We start from the raw sequence: 24,139 nt of genomic DNA, 5'->3' as shown, positions 1-24,139 counted from the left end.
AAATCTGTCTAGATGGATCTCTCCATTCCACTGCGTTTTAGTCGAGATGACGGCGTTCCATGTAGATAAATTTCTTATTTTTTGCTGCTGTAAGTAAGGCTTACCTTTTGTGGTTCTTTGCTGTAATCTTCCCATAGCTGGTCGACAGTTTTTCCGGTTAAGGCTGCCCAAGATTCCTCCTTGTATTGATGCGCTCTTAACTGTTGATCTAAAGTAGCAATTAAGCCAGGTTTAACATTTTGCTCTAACCATGCAAAAAACCTCGCGGTAATACGGTAACTATTTTTATAACTCTGCTTTGCATTATAATCTGGCAAACTCCATTTCGAGCCTACATTATCAACACCATATTTATAACGTACATAATCGGCAATACCTTCGGTTAGCCAAACCGGACCAGCACTATAGCCATAACCCTGAACAATGTGCATGGTTTCGTGTGTTACCACATCAATATCGGTTGGATGTGCTTTCATGTAAGCAGCACTAAACAAAATTCTATTTCCGCTTGCTTCTGCAACTGCTTTGTAAGCTGTGTCCACCACAAATAACACATCGTGGGTAGATTTATCGTTAAATGTTTTAACTAGGGTTGGGTAGATTTCGAAATAAGTAGCAATTAACTTCTTTCTTACGGTCGGATCTAAATTTGGATCTTTGCTGATAAATGTTAATTCATACCCTTTGTGTTTTTCTTTACTGTAAGAAACCCAGTTTTTTGAGAGTGCATTAAATAATTCTTTATCGATTTTAGATTGCGATTTACCTTTTACCCAACCGCTATTAACCTTAATTTCTCCTGCTTTAGCTTTAATGGTTTCGGTTTCGTTGTTGGCAAATGTTAGCTCAACCTTTCTCTTGGTACGATACCCATCGGCCATGGCAAATTTTGGGTAAACGTGGATAAAAGCAGCCTTAAGTTTAGCATCTACAATGGCATTTGTTGCGCTATCTTTATCATTGATGGTAACTTTGTATTCTTTTTCTCTGTTTTGAGCGAAAGTATTAGCGCCTATAAAGGATATCGACACAAATATTAATAACTTCTTAATCATGATTTTATGTGTGAGTTTTTGAAAAAGCAGAAATGATTCTGCTATTGGCAAAATCATTTCTTTTGGTTTATTGTATTATAATTTAATAAGCGATGGCTGGGAAATCTGTTTTGGCTTTGGCCAGCATTGGAGCCCAGTCTGCTCCTTTTTCGTCCTTTGGTCCAAAAGCCGTTAATGCAAGTGGTGCCAAATCTGCTTTCGCGGCACCGCTCCAAAAGTGAATAAACTCGCCAAAATTTATTTTTCTAGTATATTGTTGATAGCTTTTGCCCTGCACTGTAATTTGTTGTTTAGGAAATTGTTGAGACAATAAGCCAAAGAAACCATTTAAAACCTTTGCTTTACCATAGTTATCATAAATTGGAAGAAACCAATTCTTGAACCATTGTGTTCCTGCCTTAGGATAATTATCGGTAACAGTCATCATTTTATTGTACCAACGTTGTGCATCGGTGGTTCTATTTAAGCCTAAATACACATCGTATTGATAAATCTCCATCCACTTACTATCATGCCAGATATCGAAAGCCGGCGATTCTTTTACCCCTTTTGATGCTCCTTCTACGATGTGGCCGATTTCGTGAGTAGACAAATCAATATCATTATCAACGCCGGTAGTCCAGGCATCGAAGCTGCTGGCACCGCAATCTGTTACGTTTCTATAATCATGGCCTGCGTCTAGGTAAGTACCCGGATGTCCTCCGCTATATTTACCTGCATGATAAATTACAAATAAGCGGCTATCATCTCCGAATTTGCCGTAAGTTTTTTTGGTATAGTTCCAGGCTTCTGCCATGTAGATTTTTGGCCAGGTAATAGTTGGTTTAACATCGCCATCGTAATAAACCACTACGCTAGTATCATAATAAACTCGGTTTAGCAATTGAACATGCTCAAACCAATGCTCCTTCCATGTTTTTGGTGGTGTATCTGGTGGATCTACACTTTCATCCAACGGTGGCGGTGGCTTTACGGTTTCTACTGGTGCTTTTTTACTGTTGCAAGCTAACACAGCAAATAGTACAATTGCCGATAACGATAAAATTTTTTTCATAGCGCTAGTATTAATTATTTAAAAAAAAGCACCGAGTGAAACACCCAGTACTATATGTATTTTACCAGCCTGTATTTTGTACTATTACAGGAACTTTTTGAATTTCTCCATTTGGTATAGGCCACAAATAGTGTTTCTTTTGGAAAACCCTGTTTTCAGTAACCACTGGTGTAAAAAATCCTGGTGCGTTTTGAACAATATTTAAACCCCTGATCTGTGTATCGGTAGTTTCTGCAATTTTCCATTCTCTGGTGTAGAAATAACGATCTAATTCGAAAGCCAATTCAACACGTCTTTCTCTGCGGATCGCATCCCTCATATCTGTTGGCACTGGTAATGCGCCAGCACCACTTCCGTATGGTGCAATGCCTGCCCTGGTACGGATTTTATTTAGGTAGATTAAGATATCAGGATCTGAAGGATTAGACTCTTGTAACGCCTCAATGTAATCTAAGTAAATCTCTGCCAATCTGATCGTGGTGAAAATAGTTCTACCAGATGTCCAACCTGCAACCGTTAAATGTTTTCTTGAAGTGTAACCAGTTTTGCTATAATCGTTATTCGCAATGGCTCCTTTACCCGCATTACCACTATTGGTAAAATCGGTAATAATATTCGAAGAGGTGTTAATCCATTTACGACCAGTATACGTAATATCGGCATAAAAACGTGGTTCACGGTTAACAAACATATTACTAATTGCCCTTGTAGCACCTTGATCGTTAGGATCTGGTGCCTGATAACTTGATGTTCCGTTAGCAGTATAAGTTGGATCGCTTTCTATAGGTAAACCATTTACGGTAAAGAATGCATCAACCAACTGTTGAGATGGAGATAAGAATGAACCGCCTTTATCGCCACCAGAAGCACCATTATGGTTAGGGGCTAATGAATATTGATAAAGTGTTACATCACCTCCTCTACCGAAAATGATCTCAGAGTTCCAACCGTTTAAAAACACATCCCTTGTGGCTATAAAAGCTCTGTTAAATGCCGTATTTGGCAAACCAGCTGGTGTAGCAGCAACACTATAAAGTGCATAACTAGAATAGTTTGGGTTATTTAAAAATGCTTTAGCAGCGGTAGCCAATCTGGTCCATTTTGCAGCACTGGCAGTTTGACTGATCAATTGTTTACCATCTTGATTTTTAAGACCCGCATAATCAGTATTACCATTAAACAATGGACGGGCTGCTGTTAATAACGCTTTGATTTTATAGGCATCAGCAACAGATGCTGTAATGTGCCCATAATCTTCACTCGCTTGTGGGGTAGCAGGAAGGCGTGCACTTGTTGCATCTAACTCACTTACAATATAATCAATACATTCGTCCATAGAGTTACGTGGCTTACTTATTTCAGCTAATGGTGCATCAGATGCGATCGGATCATTTCCCAATAACACAACCGGGCCATATTGCCTAACCAAATGGTAGTAATAAATAGCTCTTAAGGCCCTGGCCTCGTTGTAATAACGATTAGCAATATCAATACCTCCAAGATTACAATCTGTACATTTGGTTACATTTGCCATGAAGGAACTTGCAGCCTGTATACCACGGTAAAAGTTTTGCCAGTGATAATTTACTTGTCCACTTGTTGCATCCCATGCGCCTGTATTCACGTTTTCACTAAAATTGGGCAAGGTATAATCTGCTTCATCAGAAGCAGCCGTCCACGGGCCAATATTTCCATTTACTGATGGTGCACGATCCTGGTTCTGATCAGGAAGGGTAGAATAAACATTTGCTAATGCACGATCAACAGTAGCCTTTTTTTCGTACATCTGATCGAAGGTAAGCCTATCATCAGGTACTTGATTTAAAAATTTCTTACAGCCATAATTGCCTACTACCAGCAATGCGCCAACTGTATATATCAATATTTTTTTCATTCTTTTTATTTTAAAAATTAGCGGTAAGACCTAAAGAATAATTAGAGGTTAATGGGTACCTCGTACCATTATTTGTACCAAGCTCTGGGTCCCAAAGTTTGAATTTACTAATGGTAAAAACATTATAGCCAGTAGCATATATCCTTAAGCGTTTAACACCAATAGATTTTATGCCTTCCTTAAGGGTGTAACCCAGGTCTGCATTTTTTAATCTTAGGAAGCTAATATCACGTTTCCACCAGGTGCTCGACTGGTAATTGTTGTTGTTGGTACCACCATAAGATAAACGTGGGTAAACTGCATCCTGACGAGGGTTTGTTGGTGTCCAACGATCTGTAGCAACAGCAAGCATATTACCTAAACCACCTGAATTGGCGAATGAAGGTATATTTATAAGAATATCTGCATTATCCTGTCCCTGGAAGAACAAGCCGAAATCGAAGCTTTTGTAAGTTAACGAGAAACCGAAACCATAAGTAGTACTTGGAATATCCCCTCTACCGATTACAGTTTGGTCAAATGAATCAATTTTACCATCGCCGTTTAAATCTTTATACTTGATATCTCCTGGCATTAGTGTACCAAATTGTGTAGGGCTCGCATTGATCTCTGCCTGGCTGTCAAATAACTTCTCAGCAATATAGCCAACACGAGTAGCAGCTAGTACATTAAGGCCGCGTTGCTCCATCCACGGATAAGCTTTTGGTGCCTGATCATTCTCAATTACCTTATCTTTATTGAAAGTAAGGTTAGCTCTTAAATTAAGCGTTAAATCTTTACCTAACTGCGCATCATATTGCAAGGTACCATCGATACCCTTATTTTCTACAACACCTAAGTTACCAATTGGTGTGTTAGCCAAGCCAATATAGTTTGGTACGGTACCCCTGGTAATAAATTGGTCTTTTCTTCTTTCTTTAAAGAAATCGACGATTAAAGACAGGTTATTGTTTAATGTTTTTAATTCGAAACCTAAATCCTGTTTACGCGTTTCAGCCCAGGTTACATCAACTCCATAAGCAGTTACACCTAATCCATTATTTCCAAGATTTCCATTCTGTCCGAATGTATAACCACCAGCATCACCTACTTTGGTTAAATAATAGAAACGATCGCCCTCACTACCTGCATAACCAGAACCACTGCCACCACTACCCACAATACCATCTGAGTAACGGAATTTAACCATTTGGAAGGTATTTTTAAGTGGCTCGAAGAATTTCTCGCTAGAAAGCAACCATCCAATACCTATCGCAGGGAAGAAACCATAACGTTTATCTGGTGCAAAGTTTTCTGAACCATTGTAACCTACGTTAAATTCGAAAAAATACTTATTATCGTAAGCATAGGTAGCACGACTCGCAATACCTTGTAGCCTGTATGGAAGGGAAAGTGTTAAGTTACCTGCAAATGGATTGGTGTTATCATTTTGATTGTACAAAAACAAACCACTTACCGCATGTTTACCAAATGTACGGTTGTAGTTCACAGCAGCTTCAAAATACATTTTCTTATCACCACCGTTGGCAATACCATAATTTAAGAAATCTTGCCCCTGAAGAACTAAACCATATTTATAACCAGATGCAGCATTGCCCGCAACATTATAAGGATCATTAGGGTTAATTCTATAAATGGTTTCTCTCTTAGTCCTATTGATTGAATTGCTGTTGTTAACATCAAAAGAGAACATTGTAGTAACCGATAAACCTGGGGTTACCTCTTTTAGATCTTGGGTTAAACGCATATTTGAATACAACTGGTTGCTGTAACCTACCCTATACCCATTTCTGGTAACATCACCATACGGATTACGTTGATCGGCCTGCGGACTAATACCTGGCAAACTTCCATTTGAATAAAGAACCGGAAAAGAGGTTGGATTGATTAAGAAAGCCTGGCTAAAGATATCCTGTGCGCTGAAGCTACTTGGGTAGTTGTTTTGCGACAAAATACCTTTGATACCTAAATCTAATTTAGTGGTACCTGTAATATCCCAGTTTAAGTTTGCACTAACATTGTAACGGCCATAGTTTTGTTTAACTGCTGAATTTATCGCGTCGTCAGTTTTAAATAAACCATCTTCACCATAATAGCCTAATGATACATAATATTTTGCATTACTTACACCACCTGATAGGTTAGCTGTTGCTGATCTGTTTCTACCAAAATCATTATAAATGGCATCGAACCAATTTACATTCGGGTAAAGAATAGGATCAGTACCGGCAGCTGTTTTCTGAACGGCATCTATTGAATATGCTGGTGTAAATGCACCTGCTGCACCACCTCTTAAATAATCTGAATATTTAGCCTCATTAGCCAAGTTCATATAATCTACACCATCAATTAATTGAGGTCTTTTGGTGAAACGGCTGACGCCTTCATAATATTCTACATTGATTTTCGGCGTACCAATTTTACCTTGTTTGGTATTAATCAAGATTACGCCGTTTGCACCACGGATACCATATACCGCTGTTGCGGCAGCATCTTTCAGCACAGTAAAATTCTCCACATCATACACACTGATGTCGTTTAAGTTACGGTTAGGAACCCCATCGATAATCACTAGCGGCCCTCTATCACCAGCTGTTAGTGAAGATATTCCCCTGATGAAAATATCAGATCCTGTTGCACCCGGTTCACCATTTCTCGAAACATTTATCACACCAGGAATACGACCAGCCAATAACTGACTCATGCTAGAAACTGGTTGTTTTAAATCAGCAACGTTTACCGATGATTGTGCACCAACCAAACTTTCCTTTTTTTGCGTACCAAAACCTACAATGGCAACCTCTTGTAAATTAGCACCAGCTGTTTCCCTTAAACGGATATCTAATGAAGTTTGGGTTCCAACTGTAATTTCTTTGGTATCATAACCAACATAAGTTACAATCAAGACTGTATTTTGATCAGGAACAGTGATGGTAAATGCGCCATTCACGTCTGCAGCTGCACTGGTAGAACTGCCTTTTACCTTAACACCTGCTCCTGGTAATGGTGCACCTGTTTCGTCTTTTATTATACCACGTATCACAATATCAGCTTTGGTTTGATTTAGCAAAACCGAACTGCTTATATTAATAGCAGAAGCATTAGCCGATGCATAAAAACCACTGCTTAAAGCTAAAGTAAAAGCGATAGCCTTAAAAGCACAATCTTTAAGCCTGAGCCTGCCCCCAGTTAAATTTGTATTTTTTTTCATCATAAAATTAAGTTGTTGTTAACAGAATTACTGTTATTGGGTCTATTGATCAGTTGAAAATAAATTTATTGCCTACCGGTTAATTCGGAAGAATAAATCTTAGTATACCTATTTACAGAATAATTTAACCGCAAATTACTGTTGCTCCTCAGGCACTTCAATTACACGCCACTCAGATAACTGGAACAAAGAGCCGTTATTATTTGCCGTAATACTAAGTTTGTAGTATTTATACAGGACTTTGTTTTTGAAATTGTAGGTTTTGGTCAGGTTACGACCCGAAAATGTTTCACCTGTTCTCGTATCAAGATCTACCCAGTTGCTCCCATCTGTAGAACCGCTTAATTTCCAGTTTTTAGGATCCCTGTCAGGAGCATCGCCACCTGATGTTAAAGTATAAGATGCCACTTGTTGAGGTGAAGGGAAGGTTAACTGGATATAAAGGCTAGACTGATAAGGATTGATCAGGAATTTCGAGTTAATATCATTATCCACGACCTTTAAAGATCCTTCTCCGGCAGAAGCCCCGCCAGAGTTTTCTACGTTAACAGAGAGTGCGGCTTTTGCCGTTACATCAACTTTGGCTTTCCAGGTAAAAAGATCTACTGAGGGGTATTTTTCTTTACCACACCCAAGAAGCAAAACCAGGACCATACAAAGTCCGATAGCGCTCCTTGTAATTTTTAAAAGAGTCATAATTAATTTAAGGTTTATTAGTTAGTAAAAAGTAATGATGAGAGCCAGAATAATGGATAATCTGGCAGTTAAATCGGTTTTGGAAGTAGTTACATCCTTCAATTAGACCGAAATATTGTTGCAGGCTGTAATACCTACCAATAGCTGGTTTAGTAATTTTTGTTCATCTTGAGTTTTAGTTTGGTTTGTTATCCGCTGGGAACGGGATGGTATTTTTTAATAGGTGTAAATTTTAGTTCATAGTAAGTCTCCTTTGATTATTGATTAACAAATAGTCATTTTAAAGTAATACTAAAACGTTTTATCTATTTGCCTCAAAAAAAAGCCTCAATCATTAGATTAAAACTTTTCCTGATATATTTAAATAAATGGGACGTGGCTAGTTAGTTTGTTGATTAGCTAAAACGTTTTATTAAACAATTATAAGAATATTATTGCAAACGAAAAATTAATTTCAATCTTTTTGAAAAAAATTACAATATAATTCTCGCATTAGCTCTAAAATGTAATAAAAACAGGCTATTATGATTGATTAAATTACCTATTTATAAAAAATGAAGGATAAATAAGGAAAAGCCACAGAATTATTTTATTAAAATTATAATTCCGTGGCTTTTGATAGAAATTTGCTAAATAGTTTCAGCGCTTAAAACCAGCATTTAAGTTAAGCTCAAATCGCAACAGCTTGCGGCACCAATTAATGCTGCATGTTCTTTTAGTTCTGAAATTTTTATTTGAGTATCTATTCCATTGCCTTTAAGTGTTGCGATTAATTCGGGAGCAAATGCACTAAAAGATTGTGCAATATTACCTCCAACTATTACAGTGTCTATTTTGTGTTCCTTAATAATAGGGATCAAGAACAGCGCGAGGTTATAACCAAATTCCATAAATACCCGGGTGGCAAAATGATCGGTTTCTACCATTTCCACCAATTCTTTCACGCCATCCACCGTTTTGCCGCTAAGCTTGTTAAAACGTTTTACGAACCAGCGAGTAGAAAGGTAATCTTCCGCAATTCCGTCTAAAAATTCGGAGTTCCAGAGGTCAGCATCAAAAGCTTTATAATTATAATTGAGGCAAAGCGATGAGCCGAGGCCCGTACCAAGCGTTAAGCCCAGCACACTGGCATTTCCTTTGGCAGCGCCAGCAAAAACCTCACCTTGTAAAAAACCTGCTGCATCGTTTATAAAGTGAATATTCTCTACAGGGATATCCAGTCGTTTAGCCAGCTCTTCTTTTACATTGATCTGGTAAAGTGATTTAAACTTATCCTGGTCTTTAATTAATGAAATGCCTTCACTATAATTAAAAGGGCCAGGCATGGCAATTCCAACATTCCGGGCACCGTTTTTAATATTTTTAAAAGCCTTATTGATGATATCGCACCATGCCGATAAAATCACTTCTTTACTCTCCTGCGAATTCACAGGGCTACGTTTGATGGAATCCTTCACCAAAGTTCTCGTTTCTAAATCCACCAATGCGGCCGTAATATGCGAGCCGCCAATATCTACACCTAATGCAACAGGCTTTTCCATTCTATATATATTTCTGTTATCTATTCTTTATAATCTGAATTAATTCGCCAAAAGTAGCAATTCAATATCTATTTACTGATTGAAAATGGCTTATCTTCTTCTAATAATCCTCTATTTAACGAAGGTTTAACATTCATCTCTAATTTTAACACCCCTCCTTTTAACAAATCGCTATGGTTTATAAAATTTTTGGTATAATTTTTACCGTTTAAGCTTGCCGATTTTATATAAACATTGGCAGCATTATTGGCGGGTGCCTCAATCACGAATTTTTTGCCGTTTTCTAAATGAATAGTCGTTTTTTTAAACATTGGGCTTCCTAAAACGTACTCCCCAGTACCTGGCGTTACGCTGTAAAACCCTAGTGCGCTTAAAACATACCACGATGAAGTTTGCCCCTGGTCTTCGTCTCCAGGATAACCATTTTCTGTGGCATCGTACAGTTCATGCATCACCTTGCGGGCATAAAATTGTGCTTTCCAGGGTTGGTTGGCATAATTATACAAGTACACCATGTGCTGTATCGGTTGATTTCCATGTGCATATTGACCCATATTGGCCATTACCATTTCGGTCATTTCATGGATCATCCCGCCATACGAACCCACATTTACTTTATTAGGCTCGCTGAAAACAGAATCGAGCTTGGAGATAAAATTGCTTTTCCCTCCCATCAAATTAATTAAACCTTTGGTATCTTGAAAAACCGACCATTGCCAATGCCAGGCATTTCCTTCGGTGAACGGGCCTCCCCATTCCGTTGGGTCGAAATTTGGCGACCATTTTCCCTCTGCGTTCCTACCCCTCATAAAACGGGTAGAAGGATCATAAACATTTTTATAATTGAACATGGGTTTCTCAAAAACCTTCATATAATGCTTATCTCCAATCATTTCTGCCAAATGGTAAGCGCAATAGTCATCGTAGGCATACTCTAGTGTTTTGGCTGTAGCTTCTCTGTATTTTGGATAAGGTACATAACCCAATTGGTTATATTCTGTTACACCATCCCTACCATTTGCAGGGCCCCATGGACCCTTATTCATTGCTTCGTGATAATAAGCATCTAGCGCCTTTTTCGGATCAAACGTTCTGATTCCTTTCGCCCATGCATCGGTTAACAAAGAAATAGCGTGGTTCCCAATCATACTTCCAGCTTCGCTGGGAAAAGACCATGATGGCAACCAACCACATTGCTCATAGGCATCGAGCATGGCCTGCATATAACGACCGTGCATTTCTGGCTGCACCAGTGTGTTTAGTGGAAATTGCGCACGGAAGGTATCCCAGAAACCCGTATCGGTAAACATATATCCATCATGCACTTTACCGTCGTACGGACTAAAGTAATATGGTTTTCCGGCTTCATTTATTTCATAAAACTTTCTGGAGAACAGGCTTGCCCTAAAAAAGCAAGAATAAAAAGTTTCCATATCTGCTTTAGATCCGCCTTCTACTTCTATCTTACCGAGCGATTTATTCCACACCGCAGCAGCATGGGCTTTGGTATCTTCTAAGGTCTTATCATTACCCAGTTCTCTTTTTAAATTAAGTTCGGCCTGTTGTAAACTAATATAAGATGAAGCAGTTTTCACCTGCACCTTTGTACCAGATTCGAACTGTACAAATGCACCTTTTCCCAATCCTTCAGCAGAAATAGAATCTTTTGTAATGGTATTACGTTTATTCTCCCAAGTACCGTAAGACTTAATCGGTTGATCGAACTGAATTACGAAATAACTCTTCCAACCTCTTTTAAAGCCTTCGCCATTGTTTACCCAGCCCGTTATTTTATTTTCTTTTGGATAGATCTGAACACCACTTAATCTGTTGTATCCGTCTAAAATTAAAAAGCTTCTTTTGCCTTTTGGATAGCTAAACCTGAGGTGTGCACCACGCGCTGACGGTGAAATTTCGGTGGTAATATCATTTTCGAATGTTACTTTATAATAGTTTGGTTTAGCAATCTCATCCTGATGACTAAATTTAGTTTCGCGTTTATCTTCATTTACAATCAGTTCATCAACCATTGGCATTAAAGAAAATACCGCATAGTCTCTCGTCCATGAACTGCATTGGTGCGCTTGCTGAAAGCCTCTGATTTTATCTTTAAAATATTGATATTTCCAACCATCGCCATTTCTGCCGGTTTGGGGTGTCCAGGTGTGCATACCAAATGGCAGTGCCGTCGTTGGATAGGTATTCCCCCTGGTAAGTTCGTGCTTAGAATTTGTGCCCTGAAGTGTGTTAACGTAGTGAACCCAATCTTTCTGCTGCGCCAGTAAACTTTTGGCAGCAAGGCAGCATAAAATGGATGCGATTAATTTAAATTTCATTTGTGTGTGTTTGTGTTTATTATCTTAAGCTGATGTTAACGGCTACACCCTCGCTATAATTTTCGAATCCCAAAAGCAGAGTTTTCGACTGGTTATCCCACTCATTTTTAGTGAGCACTAAATCTTTTCCACTGGTTTTTGCAGTAACTGCTACCGGTTTTGCCGGCAATAAAATCCGCATGATGTTATTTGTGTTTGCCGGACTCTTGGAAATAAAGCTGTATCTATTTTTATCAATTAGCTCACCAGTTACCCTCGATGCAGCCGCTAAAACTTGCGGCTTATTTTTATTTTCGATTTTATTGAGATCGAAAAGATAAGCCTGCGTTTTTGGATCGATTACTTTATGCTTTAAGATCGGTAATTCGGGATTGAAAAGGTCTATATAACTTCCAGATAGTGTTAATGGTTCGTTGCTTGGGCTTTCATCTACCACGGCAGCGATAACAAAAGGCCCACGGTTTAACACAAAATTGTTTTTGATGATTAGCTCCCCAGCTTTCGCATCCGTTTCGTAAGCCGCTTTAAGCGCTGAGATGAAATCGGTATCGCCACCAGCTTTCATAATCAATTCTTTAGGATCTTTCCTGATCACATAAACTTTGCCGCTGCCAACTCTATAGGCAGAATCGGCATTGGTTGGTTTTATTCCAAGCAAACCAAAAAGATGTTCTGAAGGGGCCTTAAATGTATTTCCATTGGTATTCCACCACTCTTTGATGTTCTGAAATGGATCATTATCCCTTCCGAAATATAAAAGAACGCCCCCACTTTTAACCCATTTTGTTAATAGCTCATGGTATTCGGGACTTAAAGGTTTCATGTTCGAATAACTCATAATCAAAACCTTAATGTCTTTTAATGTATTCTTATTGGCGAGATTTTCGATGTGTACCGTTTCCACCGGAATGCCATGTTTCAATAAAGGAATGGCTAAACCATAGGTGTTGGAAAGATATGGATCGCTGTATCCCTGATGTGTTGGAAAATTCTGGAACATTAAAGAGTTTGACAGCAAAACACCTATCCCCTGACTGCCGTTCAACTTATTTTTGGATAAGGGCATCTGGTTGAGCGAATTTACCATTACCTGCATTTGGGTGGCATAATCAGGCGAAATCGGCTGTTTTTCTTTCATGCCTTCTACCACGAACTTGCCTTTATAAATCCGGTTTGGCCAGGGCATTACCTCATAGTTATCGACCATTGGGTACAATAGTTCTGCGGTAAAGGTTGCCTGATAATTCACTTTGTAATCATCCCAGGATCTTGCCCTATCTTCTATCGGGTCGGTTAGAAAGAATATTTTCCTCCCAGTTGGAGCCGTCATCGAAACCATCGATCCATATTCGAGAAAAGCATTTTCGAACACACGTTCCTTACTTTTTCCATTGTAAAAAACAGGTTCGCGTGACGTACCGGTCCATACCTGAGCGATATAACCGTCCATACCGTCAAGATTTGCCAAACTGGCTTCGGGGCTTACAATATGCCAGGAGGAATAATTGAGCAATGAATGTGTAGGCACATAACATTTAACCCGCTTGCCCTTGCTTAAGCTATAGGTTTTAACGTAGCTAAAAACTTCTTTTAAGGCATTAAAGTAAAGCTGATATTTTAATTTTGATGAAAGATAGGTTGCTTCGGGCGATTCGTGTTGGGCCATCCAAGGGAAGCCATAAAATTTTTGCCACTCTTTTTTAAATGCCTCACCATAACCAGCTCTTGCCCAAAACTCAGGTTCTTCTAAATAAATTGCCGTTACACCTGCATCAATTGCCCTTTTTACATGCGTTTTCATGTAAGCGAGGTAACTTGCTGACGGGACAGTATAGGGAACATTGTTGCCATGCCAGATGGTTTCGCCATTCTGCATGACCTGACCTTCATCTAAATGATTTTTACCATCCCATTCGCCCAGGAAATAATCTTTGTATTGGCCCCAGGCAATGCCAGTCATAAACTGAACTTCATAACCCTTATCGCGGTAACCTTTTACACGTTCTTCGAAACTAACATTGCCATCGTTTATACCGTAAACCATTGCAATATCCGATCTCACATCATAATCAGGACTCCAGGGTGCTGAAACCTGGAAAGAAGTTTTTTCTTTAGATTTTACCTGCGCAAAAACATTATTATGCATTGCAAAAGCTACAATTGATAATGAAATTAAGGTACAGGATTTAAAGGAGATCATATTTTTATGTTTTCAGGTTTATGCTTGCAACGGCTATTTAATATTCCATTTATCGGCTAACATCTTGATGAAATAACCGCCAACAACACTTCTTGCCTGAAAGCCTGTCATTTTCCCATTGGTAGTTTCATGCCAGTCGCTCAATGGCACCTTACTCTCCGTTTCGGTTGCAAAGCGGTATATCGGACTTACAAATTTTCGAAAATCTGCTTCGTTATCGGCCAAAGTCGCTGTCCACATAATCCAGTCAGACTTGGTGTAAGTTCTGCGACTATCCAATGGTAACCCGAAATCTTTTTGTTTGGTTAAATAGAAATTAATTTCCTTTTTGTATACCTCTCTTGGAAAAAGATCAAGTTTTAAAAGTTTATCCCAAACGAGGTTGTATTTCTGGCTCCAGGTATTTTTATCGTTAAAAGTTAGTGCATAGTGGTCGCCATCATCGGCAAGTTTCATCCAGTTCTGAGCCATCTGTAAAGCAGCGGTTCTATATTTGGTAGCAACGTCAGTTTTACCTAGTAACTGCGCCATTTGGGCATAACCTCCCAAAGCCACAATAGCCTTTACAGATAAGTTGGCATTACGGGCCAGGTGACCTGCAAAATCATCGGTACACAATTGGTTTGCCGGATCGAACCCTTCTCTTAACAGGTAATTTGCCCAAACAGACATTACTTCCCAGTGTTTTTCGGCATATTTTGCATTTCCTTCTGCTTTGGTAATAGCAGCCGTTAAGATGAGCATATTGCCAGCCTCTTCTACAGGCATATCTTCACCATAGGTTTGGCCGTTGGCTAAAGGATAAGTACCTAAATCGTGTGCAGCAAACGGTTTCTTCCATTTTCCACTTTCTGAATAATAGAAAATACCATTCAGCATTCCTTTTAACAATTCGGGATTGTACACCAAAAATTGTGGCGCTGATGGATAAGTTACATCCACTGTATTGATTGATCCGTTACTAAAATTTTCTTTCGATAGGAAGAGGATATCGCCATTCGGTGCATATACAATTTTGTGCGCTGCAATAGCCTGTCTATAAGCCAATTTACACATATCAGCATATTCTTTTCCACCAGCTTTTTCAGCATCAGCGTATAGTTTTGCATCAAAAATGGCACATTTGGTTTTTAACGAAGGGTATTGGGCGCTGGCCTCGGCCAGTTGATCTTCGAATTGCGGTGAACCAGACTGTCTCCAAACGGGCTGCAGTTTTTCACCAAAATATTCAACCGATTTTAGGTCATCATAACCCAACATCATATATTTATCTACCGGGCTTGAAGAAACCGAACCGAAAGGAATAATACTGCTTAGGTTTAGGCTTTTCGAATTTAAAACCTGTGTTTGTGTTGGATATTTGGAATCGACGAAACTTTTTAAGCTTTCGTTCTGTGTAGCTATAAACTGAGTGGCATTAAACTTAGCAGGAACGGCCACATATAAATAGCCCCAATCGATACGCAGATCATCGCCCCGTTTCTTTAATACTGGCTGTTCTACAGTACCTGTTTTTAAGATGGAGAGATTGTTTTTCGAATTCTTCCATGCCGAAACACTTTGGTTTGGCGTATTTACGGCCAGGTTCGATGATGCACCAAAGAAAATATCTACGCCGTGTGGCTTGGCATCTGTAGATTTTACAGCATAATTGATATAACTGATTGGCCTTGCTGTTAATTTAATATCGTTAAGCAATAATGGGGAGGTAAAAGCTACCTGTAGTTCTACATGGCCACAGCTAAAAGTATATTTGGTAGTGGTAGCCTCTATAGACACATTGGTTTGAGTGGCGGGAGCAATTTTTACATTATCTGCATCTTCTTCTACAATCCCGGCATCTAAATGCCTGCCACCTGCTGTATTTTTACAATGGATGGCCAATACGTTTTTTCCTGTTTTTAAGATACCATCCTCGATTGGTAAGTAGCTATAATCAGAAACCCATCCGTTCTTTTTGTAAATTACTTTACCATTTAAATAAACAATTACATTATCATCGTGATTGAGTTTCAGGTATTTTTTTGCAGCCGATACATTGTCTACATCGAAGGTCCTTCTAAAATAAAGATCATCGCTATTCCATTTTGTTTTGGCAGAATTATCGTCTCCAAAAGGGGCTTCAGCTTTTTTCCAACTATTATCATTATAACTGTTATCTTCCCAACCTGCTTCAGGTTTGTCGAAACTGTAGCTGGCCTGGTATTTTAATGCATCGGCAGCTGGGAGTATTTCTTTAAAGGTTTTGCTTTCCTCCCCTAAAAACCGGTAAAATTTACCATCTACTTTTATAATGCCCAGCAAAGATTGCTCCTTGCCTGTCCAATGTTTAGTTACCGATTGGTTAAGCCCATTGCCGAAAGACCAAATACTGAAATATGCATCATGTGTAATTAAAGGATAAGCGGGTGCTTTATCTTGTGCTTTTGTAATTAAATTAAAAAAAAGACAAAGTGCTACTAAGGAAAGTTTTCTCATAAATTAATATTTGGTTGATAAATCGTTTTACTTAATTTATCAACCAAATATTTTTATTCTGAAAACTGAACGTAAATATGGAAGATAATTCTAGTTTAAGATGGTTTTTTGTTGTTAGAGCCATATTAAAGTAAAACGTTTTACCTACCCAATATTAAAGAAATTAAAATCATATTAAAATAGCGCGTCGTAACATTTAAGTTACCAAAAATTTAATCTCTAATAATTAATTTGGCTGGAATAATAACCTGTTGGTTTTCTAATTTGGTTTTGGTTGACAGTTGCTTAAGGATGAGTTTAATTACATTCTCTGCAATTTCTTCAAGTGGCTGCTGAACCGTTGAGATTCCGGGGGTATGCAGTTCGAAAGCCTCATGATCATCATATGCGATAACTGCGAAGTCATCCCCTATTTTTTTATTGATCTTTTTCAATACTTTTAAACCGCTAATAGCCAAATAATTGGTTGCAAACAAAACCGCATCGATTTTTTTATGTTCAAAAAGTGTTTTGATCTGCTCGATAGTTTCACTTTCTTCCTGGTTAAAATGGATCTTTAAAACCAGACTGTCGTCATATTTGATTCCGTTATCTTCTAACGCTTTTTTATAACCATCGTAACGTTCGATAATTTGTTCTACATTGATATCGGTGGTAACCAACGCAATGTTCTTTTTGCCCTGATCGATGAAACTCTGTATAGATTGATAAGAAGCATTAAAATGATCGGCCCCAACGTAACTGGTATTTATGTCTGGTAAATTTCTATCAAACAAGATTACCGGATTGCCGTCATCCAAAAGCATCTGAATATCTTCTTCTATTCCTTTAATCGGTGAGATAATGTAGGCATCAACCTTACGCGATTTGAACATATTGATTAATTCTTTTGCTTTATCTACGCTGTTTTCGGTGCTGGAATAAATAATTTTATATCCTTTTTTATAGGCCTTATCTTCGATTAACCTCGCTATTCTCGAAAAGAAAGAGTTAGATATATCTTCAATAATTAAACCAATGATGTTGGAGTTACCGGTACGTAAACTCCGCGCAATCTGATTAGGTTTATAACCACTTTCTTCGATAATTTTTTCTACTTTCTCTATTACTGCTTCGCTTATCGATTTCTCTTTAGCTTTACCATTAATAATAAAGGAAACTGTGGTAATGGATACGTTTGCTTTTACAGCTATATCTTTGATAGAAAGCGATTTCATTTGGTTGGATTTCTTTTAAGTTAATCAATTCAAAGCTAAATAAAAATTGCAGCTTTTAAATTTTGCATATTATAGAAACGCAATTTAACATTTTTTATGTTAATCGTTTTAGAAACGCTTGTTAAAGGGCGGCACAGCATAAATATGAAAGCTTAAAACAACAAAAGGCGCTATTGAAGCGCCTTTTGTATCAAAATTAATATCCAGGGTTTTGGGTGAGTTTCGTATTTAAGTCTCTCTGTCTTTGTGGAATCGGATATAAATTCCTAAAAGCTGACGAGGCTGTGTGATCCCACCAAGTAGTAGTTGTAAACTTACTGAAACGGATAAGGTCATCTCGTCTAAAACCCTCGAAAATGAATTCTCTTCCCCTTTCTGCAAGCAATTCATCTAAAGATAGTGAAGCAGTTGTATATTCATGAGACGGCCAGGTAGCTGCTGTATAAGCCCTTTTTTTACAGGTATTGATTAAGGCTACAGCATCTGCAGTTGCAACACCACCATTTTTGCGCATTATTGCTTCTGCTTTGGCAAAATAAATCCAGGTTAAACGGTAAACATTCCAATCGGTATTGTTGTAATTTGGATCTGGTTCTACACGTACACCATTAACAATGCCAGGTAAAGAGTTACCTAACTTATACTTGTTAAAACGGACGCCGCTGTTTTCTTCTCCTTCACTCATGTTTGATACCGTAGAATTTTTGGTGTTTTTTTGGATGTTATCTACAAATGAAAGGGGCTTACCCGCATATTCTACTGTACCAAGTACCGGAGAAGCAGGATCAGTAAACTTAAACTGCGGACCGAACAATAACCAGTTCGTTTTGCGAAGATCATCAGTTTTAAATGTTTCATAGACTCCTGGAACCAACACGATACCATCATTGCCATTTCTACCTCCACCATAAATATCTCTTTGTGCAAAGTGATAAAACTCTCCTGTCCACGATGGTTCAAATTTGGCTCTTGTAAAATCGTAGGCTATAGAAAATATTACCTCTTTTGACAAATCGTTGGTGTTTTTAAACTGATCGGAAATGTTAGGATCAAGATCCATATTGCCGTTTTGGCCACCTGCTTCATTATTGATTAATTTATCGGCGGCCGCAATACATTCATCCCAACGTGGCGTACCTGTCCAAACTTCTGCATTGAGGTACAGTTCTACCAGCATAGCATAACCGCTTGCCTGGCTCATTCGGCCCAACTGTGCCTTTGATAATTTAGGAACAGCGTTAATGTTATCTTTTATCTCTTTTTCAATAAAAGCAAAAACATCCTTACGGCTGGTTGTATTTGGCAAAACCGGATTGGCAGGATCTACAATATCGGTTGCCAGTGGAATATTTCCAAACAAATCCATCAATTTAAGATAGTGAAATGCGCGGAGCAGTTTTAATTCAGCAATGTAGCCGTCTTTTTCTTGTTGAGTAATGCCCATGGTAGAAATATCCCTTGATCCAATATTTGCAATCGGATCATTACAGTAGCCAACCCCGCCATACATTAAAGCCCAGGCATTGTTGATTCCTCCTTCGTCTACCGTCCATGAGTGGTAATGCAATCTTTTCCATTTACCGCCATCTTCGCCATGCGGACCTTTTGTTGGCCAGGCCAGCTGATCGGCAGAAAGTTCTGCCAGGCGCCACCAGCCATCTTGTTGTGATGGTGTTACCCAGGCATTGGCATGGGTATATGGTCTTAATACGGCAGAAATTACCTCATTTTTATTAGTGTAAAATTTTTCTGCAGGAATAACATCGTATGCATTCTCATCTAAGTTGGTGCAGGCAGAAGCCATACCAACAAATAGCGCAAGCGCCGTATATATTATTGATTTGTTTTTCATTTTATTTTCTATTAGAATCCTACATTAACACCGAACAAAAATGATCTCGTACTTGGATAAGCACCACGGCTATCAATACCGGGACCTAAGCCCGTATCTTGAACGAAATCCGGATCGTTGCCCGTGTAACCGGTAATGGTTGCTAAGTTTTGACCCGTAGCATAAATACGTAGGTTGCGGATGTATTTAGTTTTTAACTTAAAGCTGTAACCAAGCGTAACCTCATCAATTTTAACGTTTGTACCACTTTCGATATAATAGTCGGAGTACATGTAGGTATCTTTGATCTGGCTATATTTTCCGAATGCATCTCTCAGATAATTAGATCCGGTAATGGCCGGGTTACCATAAGATAGTGCTGTTGTGTTTAAGATATCGTAATCGAATTTACCTCTCAAGAACACCCTGAAATCGAAGTTTTTATAAGTAAAATTAGCGGTATAGGATGCATAATATTTCGGAATGGCATTACCTATTGGCGCTAAGTCTGATACGTTTTTATCTTTTGAATTGTTGATCTGATCATTACGTACCGGAACACCATTTCTATTAAAGAACAGCCATTTACCATCGGCATCGAAACCAGCAAAACGTTTGCCATAGAAAACACCAACATCTTCACCTTCGTAAGTGGTAATGGCATCCCCTAAATCTCCAGCACCACCAATTCCACCAAATGTTTTGTATTTAACAGCAAAAACATCGTTCGAATAAGAATTAAGCGTGTTTTTAATCGTACTACCTGTAAAATCCATACTAAACGTAAAATCTTTTGTTTTAACGGCCTGGTAGCTTAGGGCAAGCTCTATACCTCTTGATGAAATATTACCAACATTAGCGTAAATTGTAGATTGAACATAAGGTGGCTGAGGCGTAATGTAAGTATCCAATAAATCTTTAGTTGTTCTATCAAATACGTCTAATGAACCTGTTAACTTACTATTAAACAAGGTAAAATCGGCACCAATATTGGTTTCGCGTTTGGATTCCCATTTAAGAAAAGGATTTGGATTAATTGTTGGCCCATAGGTTTCGCGGTAGCTACCATCAGGATACAGATATTTACCACCTCCACCAAGCGTTACCCTTGATGCATTGTTAGCAAAGCCTGAGTTACCGGTTACACCGTAACCTGCCCTTAATTTTAGATAATTAACCCATTTCACATCCTTCATAAAACCTTCTTCGGTAACATTCCAACCCAATGAAACAGCGGGGAAATTACCCCATTTGTTATTGTCACCAAATCTGGAAGAACCTTCGTGCCTTAAAATTAACTGCAACAAATATTTGTTATCGTATGAGTAGTTAATCCTTCCAAAGAAGGCGATTAAGGTATTGTCATTTTTGTAACTGTCCATCCCTGCTTTACCATCAGCCAAAGCTTGGCCGGCCCCTAAATTATCTTCGTTAAACTGATCGTTTAAGAAGCCGCGGGTATTTGATTTTGCACCCTCTTCTATGTTATAGCGATAACTGTAACCTGCCATTGCGGTAAAAGAATGTTTATCGGCTATCGTTGTATTGTACTGTAAAGTTGGCTCAAAAGCATAACCTTGAGAAAGGAAATTATTTTTAAAGGCGTAACCCCCACTTGGGTAATCACTATTTTCTACCGAATTTTCACTCTTTAGTTGAGCATAACCACCATCAACAAAGTAATCTCTTTGTAATGATCCAAATACTGATGCTTTTAAACCTTTAACAATATCGAAATCAGCTTTCAGATCGGCAGAAGTTGTTTGCTGCTTACGGTAACTGGTTTGGTTAAACAGTTTTGCGTATTGATTGGTACTCTGGTTATCATAATAGAATGAACCATCAGAATTATAAATCTGCTTTGTAGGATTTTTAGCCAATTCTTCTTCCCAACCACTTCCATTTAGTTCATTATCAAAAAATGATGAGGTGACTCCGTTAGAAAGTAAGTTCGCATTATTAATATTGGTGGCTAAATTTAACTGGATATTTAATTTATCATCAAAACCTTTTTGATTGATATTTAACCTTCCGGTGTATTCTTTCCTGCCGTTTTCTAAGGCAATACCCTGTAGATCGCGGAAGTTTAAACTTGCCCGATAGCTTGTTTTATCCGTTCCTCCAGATAGTGCCAGATTATGGTTTTGAGATAAATTGTCATGATTGACCAATTTATCATATAGATCTTCACTTCCACCATAATCTACTGCATTAATTTCGCCAGCATTAATTTTAGCCCTGAATTCATCTGCCGTTAAAAAGTCTAATCTGTTTTGGATAAACTCCTTACGGATATAACTGGAATACGTAAATGTTGGCGGTCCTGGTTTACCTTTTTTAGTAGTAATCAGAATTACACCTGCATTGGCACTGGTACCGTAAATTGCTGCACCTGATCCATCTTTTAATACATCCACCGATAAGATATCATCTTGCTGCAAAAGATCAGGATTACCACCTGGGATACCATCAATTACATACAGCGGACTTGCGCTTCCGGCTACAGAAACCACTCCACGCAATTGTACACTTGGCCCTGAATTGGGATTTGAGCTATTTGCCCGGGTAATGTTTAATCCAGCAACCTTACCCTGCACCAGATCTAAGGCACTACGGGCGCCACTTTGCCTAAATTGCGAAGTATCTACATGGGCAACTGATGAGGTAACTTCTTTTGTTTTTAATGTACCGTAACCAACCACTACTACTTCATCTAATTTTTGAGATTGCGACGGGACTAAATTGATGGTTAATGGCGTTGCTCCATTACCAGCCGGAACAGATCTAGTTTGGTAACCGATATAGCTAAATATGAGCACATCGGTTGGGGCAGTAACATTGATACTGAATTTACCATTCTCTTGTGTTACGGTACCACCAGTTTTGCCCTGGATTTTAATACCAACACCAGGTAAACCGATTTTCTGCTCATCTACAACGGTACCGGTAATTGTTTTTTGAGCTGCTACACCTGCAGGAGTAGTACCCGCAGGTGTAGCAGGCGCTGCTGTAGTTGGGGCCGGTGAAGGGGCAGTTACCGGACGCGAGCCACCAAGCGGGTTTGGTGGTACTTTTACCGAATCAGCAGGTTTTGCAACTGGCACCTTTTTGGTTGTGTCTTGTTTTTTAGTTGTGTCTTGCTGAAAATAATAGCGGTTGAAATTGATTTTTTCGCTCTTAATTTTTGCAAACAACTGGGGGCTTGAAAGTAGGACCAGGCATAGGAATCCTGTCGTCCTGAGTAAAATGTTTTTCATTGGCACTCACTAGTTTAGTTTATAATTAGTTACGCAATGCGGCCAACATTTTTACCAAATTAATAAGAGCAATGAGATTAATTAGCTTTAGTTAGGATTTCCGCAAAACGATTTAGTAACGCCTTAAACAGCATATTGTTTTAAAAAAAACGAAAAAACCTTAAATTGTTACGTTTGAGGAAGAGCTAGTTTAGTGCAGATATTTGGAGATTAGCTTAGCCGTTTTTGCCGAGGCACCTGGTTTTCCCATGAGTAAAAGCAGTTCATCATAATGTTTTAACATCTCACTCCTGCCCTCCCCTGTTAAGATAATTTTGAGTTCTCCGTTCACCTTTTGGGTGTTACAATCTTCCTGGATAAGTTCGGTTACAATCTTCTTGTTTACGATAAGATTAACCAATGAAATAAACTTAATTTTCACCAACATCCTGGCAATGGCAATTGAAATCGCGCCCCCTTTATAAACCACCACTTGTGGCACTTTAAACAAAGCAGTTTCTAGCGTAGCTGTTCCTGAAGCTACAATTGCAGCATGGGCATGGTGCAATAAATTATAGGTACTGTTAAAAAGAAGATGAACTTTTTTATCGCCCGTAAACTGGCGATAATAACTTTCGGTAAAGGTTGGTGCGGCTGCTATGGCGAAAATATAATCGGGATGGTTTTCGGTAACGCTCAACATCACCGGGAGTAAACGTTCTATTTCCTGCTTGCGGCTACCAGGCAACAGGGCGATAATTTTTCCATCTCCTAATTGATGGTTTTCGCGAAAATTTAAATCAGGCGTAAATTGCGCAATTTCGTCTAATAATGGATTGCCTACATAATCTACCTGCATGCCCCATTCTTTGTAGAAATCTACTTCGAAAGGCAAAATGCAGAACATATGATCGACAACCTTTTTGATTTTCAGCACCCGTTTTTGGTTCCATGCCCAAACTTTAGGCGAAATATAATAACATACTTTAATACCATTGGCCTTTGCAAACGCTGCGATTTTTAAGTTAAATCCCGGAAAATCGATCAGGATCAGTACATCGGGCTTCCATTGTAAAATATCGTTCTTGCAGGCTTTAAGATTTTTGAAAATGGTCCTTAAATTTAGAATTACCTCTGTAAAGCCCATAAAAGCCATATCAGCATAGTGTTTAACCAATTCGCCACCTTCGGCCTGCATTTTATCCCCCCCGAAATACCTGAACACAGCTTCGCCGTCCTCAGCTTTTAAGGCTTTCATTAAGTTGGCGCCATGTAAATCGCCTGAGGCTTCTCCGGCTACGAGGTAGTATTTCATGTTATAATTTTTATAGAAAAAACGTCATTGTATGTAAGAAAAAAGTGATCTTCATTCCCGCGCAGGCGGGAACCA

The 24,139-nt window shown here is 38.7% G+C and carries 13 protein-coding genes; all 13 read right to left on the bottom strand.

The features are described from left to right. Positions 1 to 74 precede the first annotated feature (74 nt). Positions 75 to 1,055, bottom strand: coding sequence for a basic secretory protein-like protein (locus J7E57_RS20620; protein WP_215125490.1), 981 nt, complete (start codon positions 1,053 to 1,055; stop codon positions 75 to 77). An 82-nt stretch (positions 1,056 to 1,137) separates the two neighbouring features. Then, positions 1,138 to 2,109, bottom strand: a complete 972-nt coding sequence (locus J7E57_RS20615; protein WP_215125489.1) for a hypothetical protein — start codon at positions 2,107 to 2,109, stop codon at positions 1,138 to 1,140. Between the two features lie 61 nt (positions 2,110 to 2,170). Further along, complete coding sequence (locus J7E57_RS20610; protein ID WP_215125488.1) at positions 2,171 to 4,003, bottom strand: RagB/SusD family nutrient uptake outer membrane protein; 1,833 nt, start codon at positions 4,001 to 4,003, stop codon at positions 2,171 to 2,173. Between the two features lie 10 nt (positions 4,004 to 4,013). Then, a complete protein-coding gene (locus J7E57_RS20605; RefSeq protein WP_251029989.1) occupies positions 4,014 to 7,217 on the bottom strand; it encodes a SusC/RagA family TonB-linked outer membrane protein in 3,204 nt (1,067 codons plus the stop codon). A gap of 132 nt (positions 7,218 to 7,349) precedes the next feature. Further along, complete coding sequence (locus tag J7E57_RS20600) at positions 7,350 to 7,910, bottom strand: discoidin domain-containing protein (protein ID WP_215125487.1); 561 nt, start codon at positions 7,908 to 7,910, stop codon at positions 7,350 to 7,352. 659 nt (positions 7,911 to 8,569) lie between these two features. Next, positions 8,570 to 9,451, bottom strand: coding sequence for an ROK family protein (locus J7E57_RS20595; protein ID WP_215125486.1), 882 nt, complete (start codon positions 9,449 to 9,451; stop codon positions 8,570 to 8,572). Between the two features lie 68 nt (positions 9,452 to 9,519). Then, the gene (locus J7E57_RS20590) at positions 9,520 to 11,787 is read right to left on the bottom strand and encodes a GH92 family glycosyl hydrolase (protein ID WP_215125485.1); all 2,268 of its coding nucleotides are present in this window, start codon (positions 11,785 to 11,787) and stop codon (positions 9,520 to 9,522) included. A gap of 19 nt (positions 11,788 to 11,806) precedes the next feature. Continuing rightward, positions 11,807 to 13,987, bottom strand: a complete 2,181-nt coding sequence (locus J7E57_RS20585; RefSeq protein WP_215125484.1) for a hypothetical protein — start codon at positions 13,985 to 13,987, stop codon at positions 11,807 to 11,809. 33 nt (positions 13,988 to 14,020) lie between these two features. Further along, on the bottom strand, positions 14,021 to 16,465 hold the full coding sequence (locus J7E57_RS20580; protein WP_215125483.1) for a glutaminase family protein: 2,445 nt from the start codon (positions 16,463 to 16,465) through the stop codon (positions 14,021 to 14,023). A gap of 212 nt (positions 16,466 to 16,677) precedes the next feature. Next, positions 16,678 to 17,682 carry a LacI family DNA-binding transcriptional regulator gene (locus J7E57_RS20575; protein ID WP_215125482.1) on the bottom strand — a complete coding sequence of 335 codons (1,005 nt, stop codon included), beginning with the start codon at positions 17,680 to 17,682 and terminating at the stop codon, positions 16,678 to 16,680. Positions 17,683 to 17,878: 196 nt separating this feature from the next. Next, entirely contained in the window at positions 17,879 to 19,534 is a 1,656-nt protein-coding gene (locus J7E57_RS20570) for a RagB/SusD family nutrient uptake outer membrane protein (RefSeq protein WP_215125481.1), read from the bottom strand. 11 nt (positions 19,535 to 19,545) lie between these two features. Next, the gene (locus J7E57_RS20565) at positions 19,546 to 22,770 is read right to left on the bottom strand and encodes a SusC/RagA family TonB-linked outer membrane protein (protein ID WP_215125480.1); all 3,225 of its coding nucleotides are present in this window, start codon (positions 22,768 to 22,770) and stop codon (positions 19,546 to 19,548) included. Positions 22,771 to 22,960: 190 nt separating this feature from the next. After that, positions 22,961 to 24,064 carry a lipid-A-disaccharide synthase gene (gene lpxB, locus J7E57_RS20560; protein ID WP_215125479.1) on the bottom strand — a complete coding sequence of 368 codons (1,104 nt, stop codon included), beginning with the start codon at positions 24,062 to 24,064 and terminating at the stop codon, positions 22,961 to 22,963. Between the last annotated feature and the right edge of the window lie 75 nt (positions 24,065 to 24,139).

Origin of the sequence: Pedobacter sp. ISL-64, assembly GCF_018613605.1 — a bacterium.
In the GTDB taxonomy this organism is placed as follows: Bacteria; Bacteroidota; Bacteroidia; order Sphingobacteriales; family Sphingobacteriaceae; genus Pedobacter.
Note: the sequence above shows the minus strand (reverse complement) of the source record. Positions and strands in the feature narration are given on the sequence as shown.

Coding starts and splice junctions, on each gene's coding strand:
- J7E57_RS20615 (WP_215125489.1), bottom strand. CDS start 2,109: ATGAAAAAAATTTTATCGTTATCGGCAATTGTACTATTTGCTGTGTTA.
- J7E57_RS20565 (WP_215125480.1), bottom strand. CDS start 22,770: ATGAAAAACATTTTACTCAGGACGACAGGATTCCTATGCCTGGTCCTA.
- J7E57_RS20600 (WP_215125487.1), bottom strand. CDS start 7,910: ATGACTCTTTTAAAAATTACAAGGAGCGCTATCGGACTTTGTATGGTC.
- J7E57_RS20595 (WP_215125486.1), bottom strand. CDS start 9,451: ATGGAAAAGCCTGTTGCATTAGGTGTAGATATTGGCGGCTCGCATATT.
- J7E57_RS20570 (WP_215125481.1), bottom strand. CDS start 19,534: ATGAAAAACAAATCAATAATATATACGGCGCTTGCGCTATTTGTTGGT.
- J7E57_RS20610 (WP_215125488.1), bottom strand. CDS start 4,003: ATGAAAAAAATATTGATATATACAGTTGGCGCATTGCTGGTAGTAGGC.
- J7E57_RS20590 (WP_215125485.1), bottom strand. CDS start 11,787: ATGAAATTTAAATTAATCGCATCCATTTTATGCTGCCTTGCTGCCAAA.
- J7E57_RS20620 (WP_215125490.1), bottom strand. CDS start 1,055: ATGATTAAGAAGTTATTAATATTTGTGTCGATATCCTTTATAGGCGCT.
- lpxB (WP_215125479.1), bottom strand. CDS start 24,064: ATGAAATACTACCTCGTAGCCGGAGAAGCCTCAGGCGATTTACATGGC.
- J7E57_RS20580 (WP_215125483.1), bottom strand. CDS start 16,465: ATGAGAAAACTTTCCTTAGTAGCACTTTGTCTTTTTTTTAATTTAATT.
- J7E57_RS20585 (WP_215125484.1), bottom strand. CDS start 13,987: ATGATCTCCTTTAAATCCTGTACCTTAATTTCATTATCAATTGTAGCT.
- J7E57_RS20575 (WP_215125482.1), bottom strand. CDS start 17,682: ATGAAATCGCTTTCTATCAAAGATATAGCTGTAAAAGCAAACGTATCC.
- J7E57_RS20605 (WP_251029989.1), bottom strand. CDS start 7,217: ATGATGAAAAAAAATACAAATTTAACTGGGGGCAGGCTCAGGCTTAAA.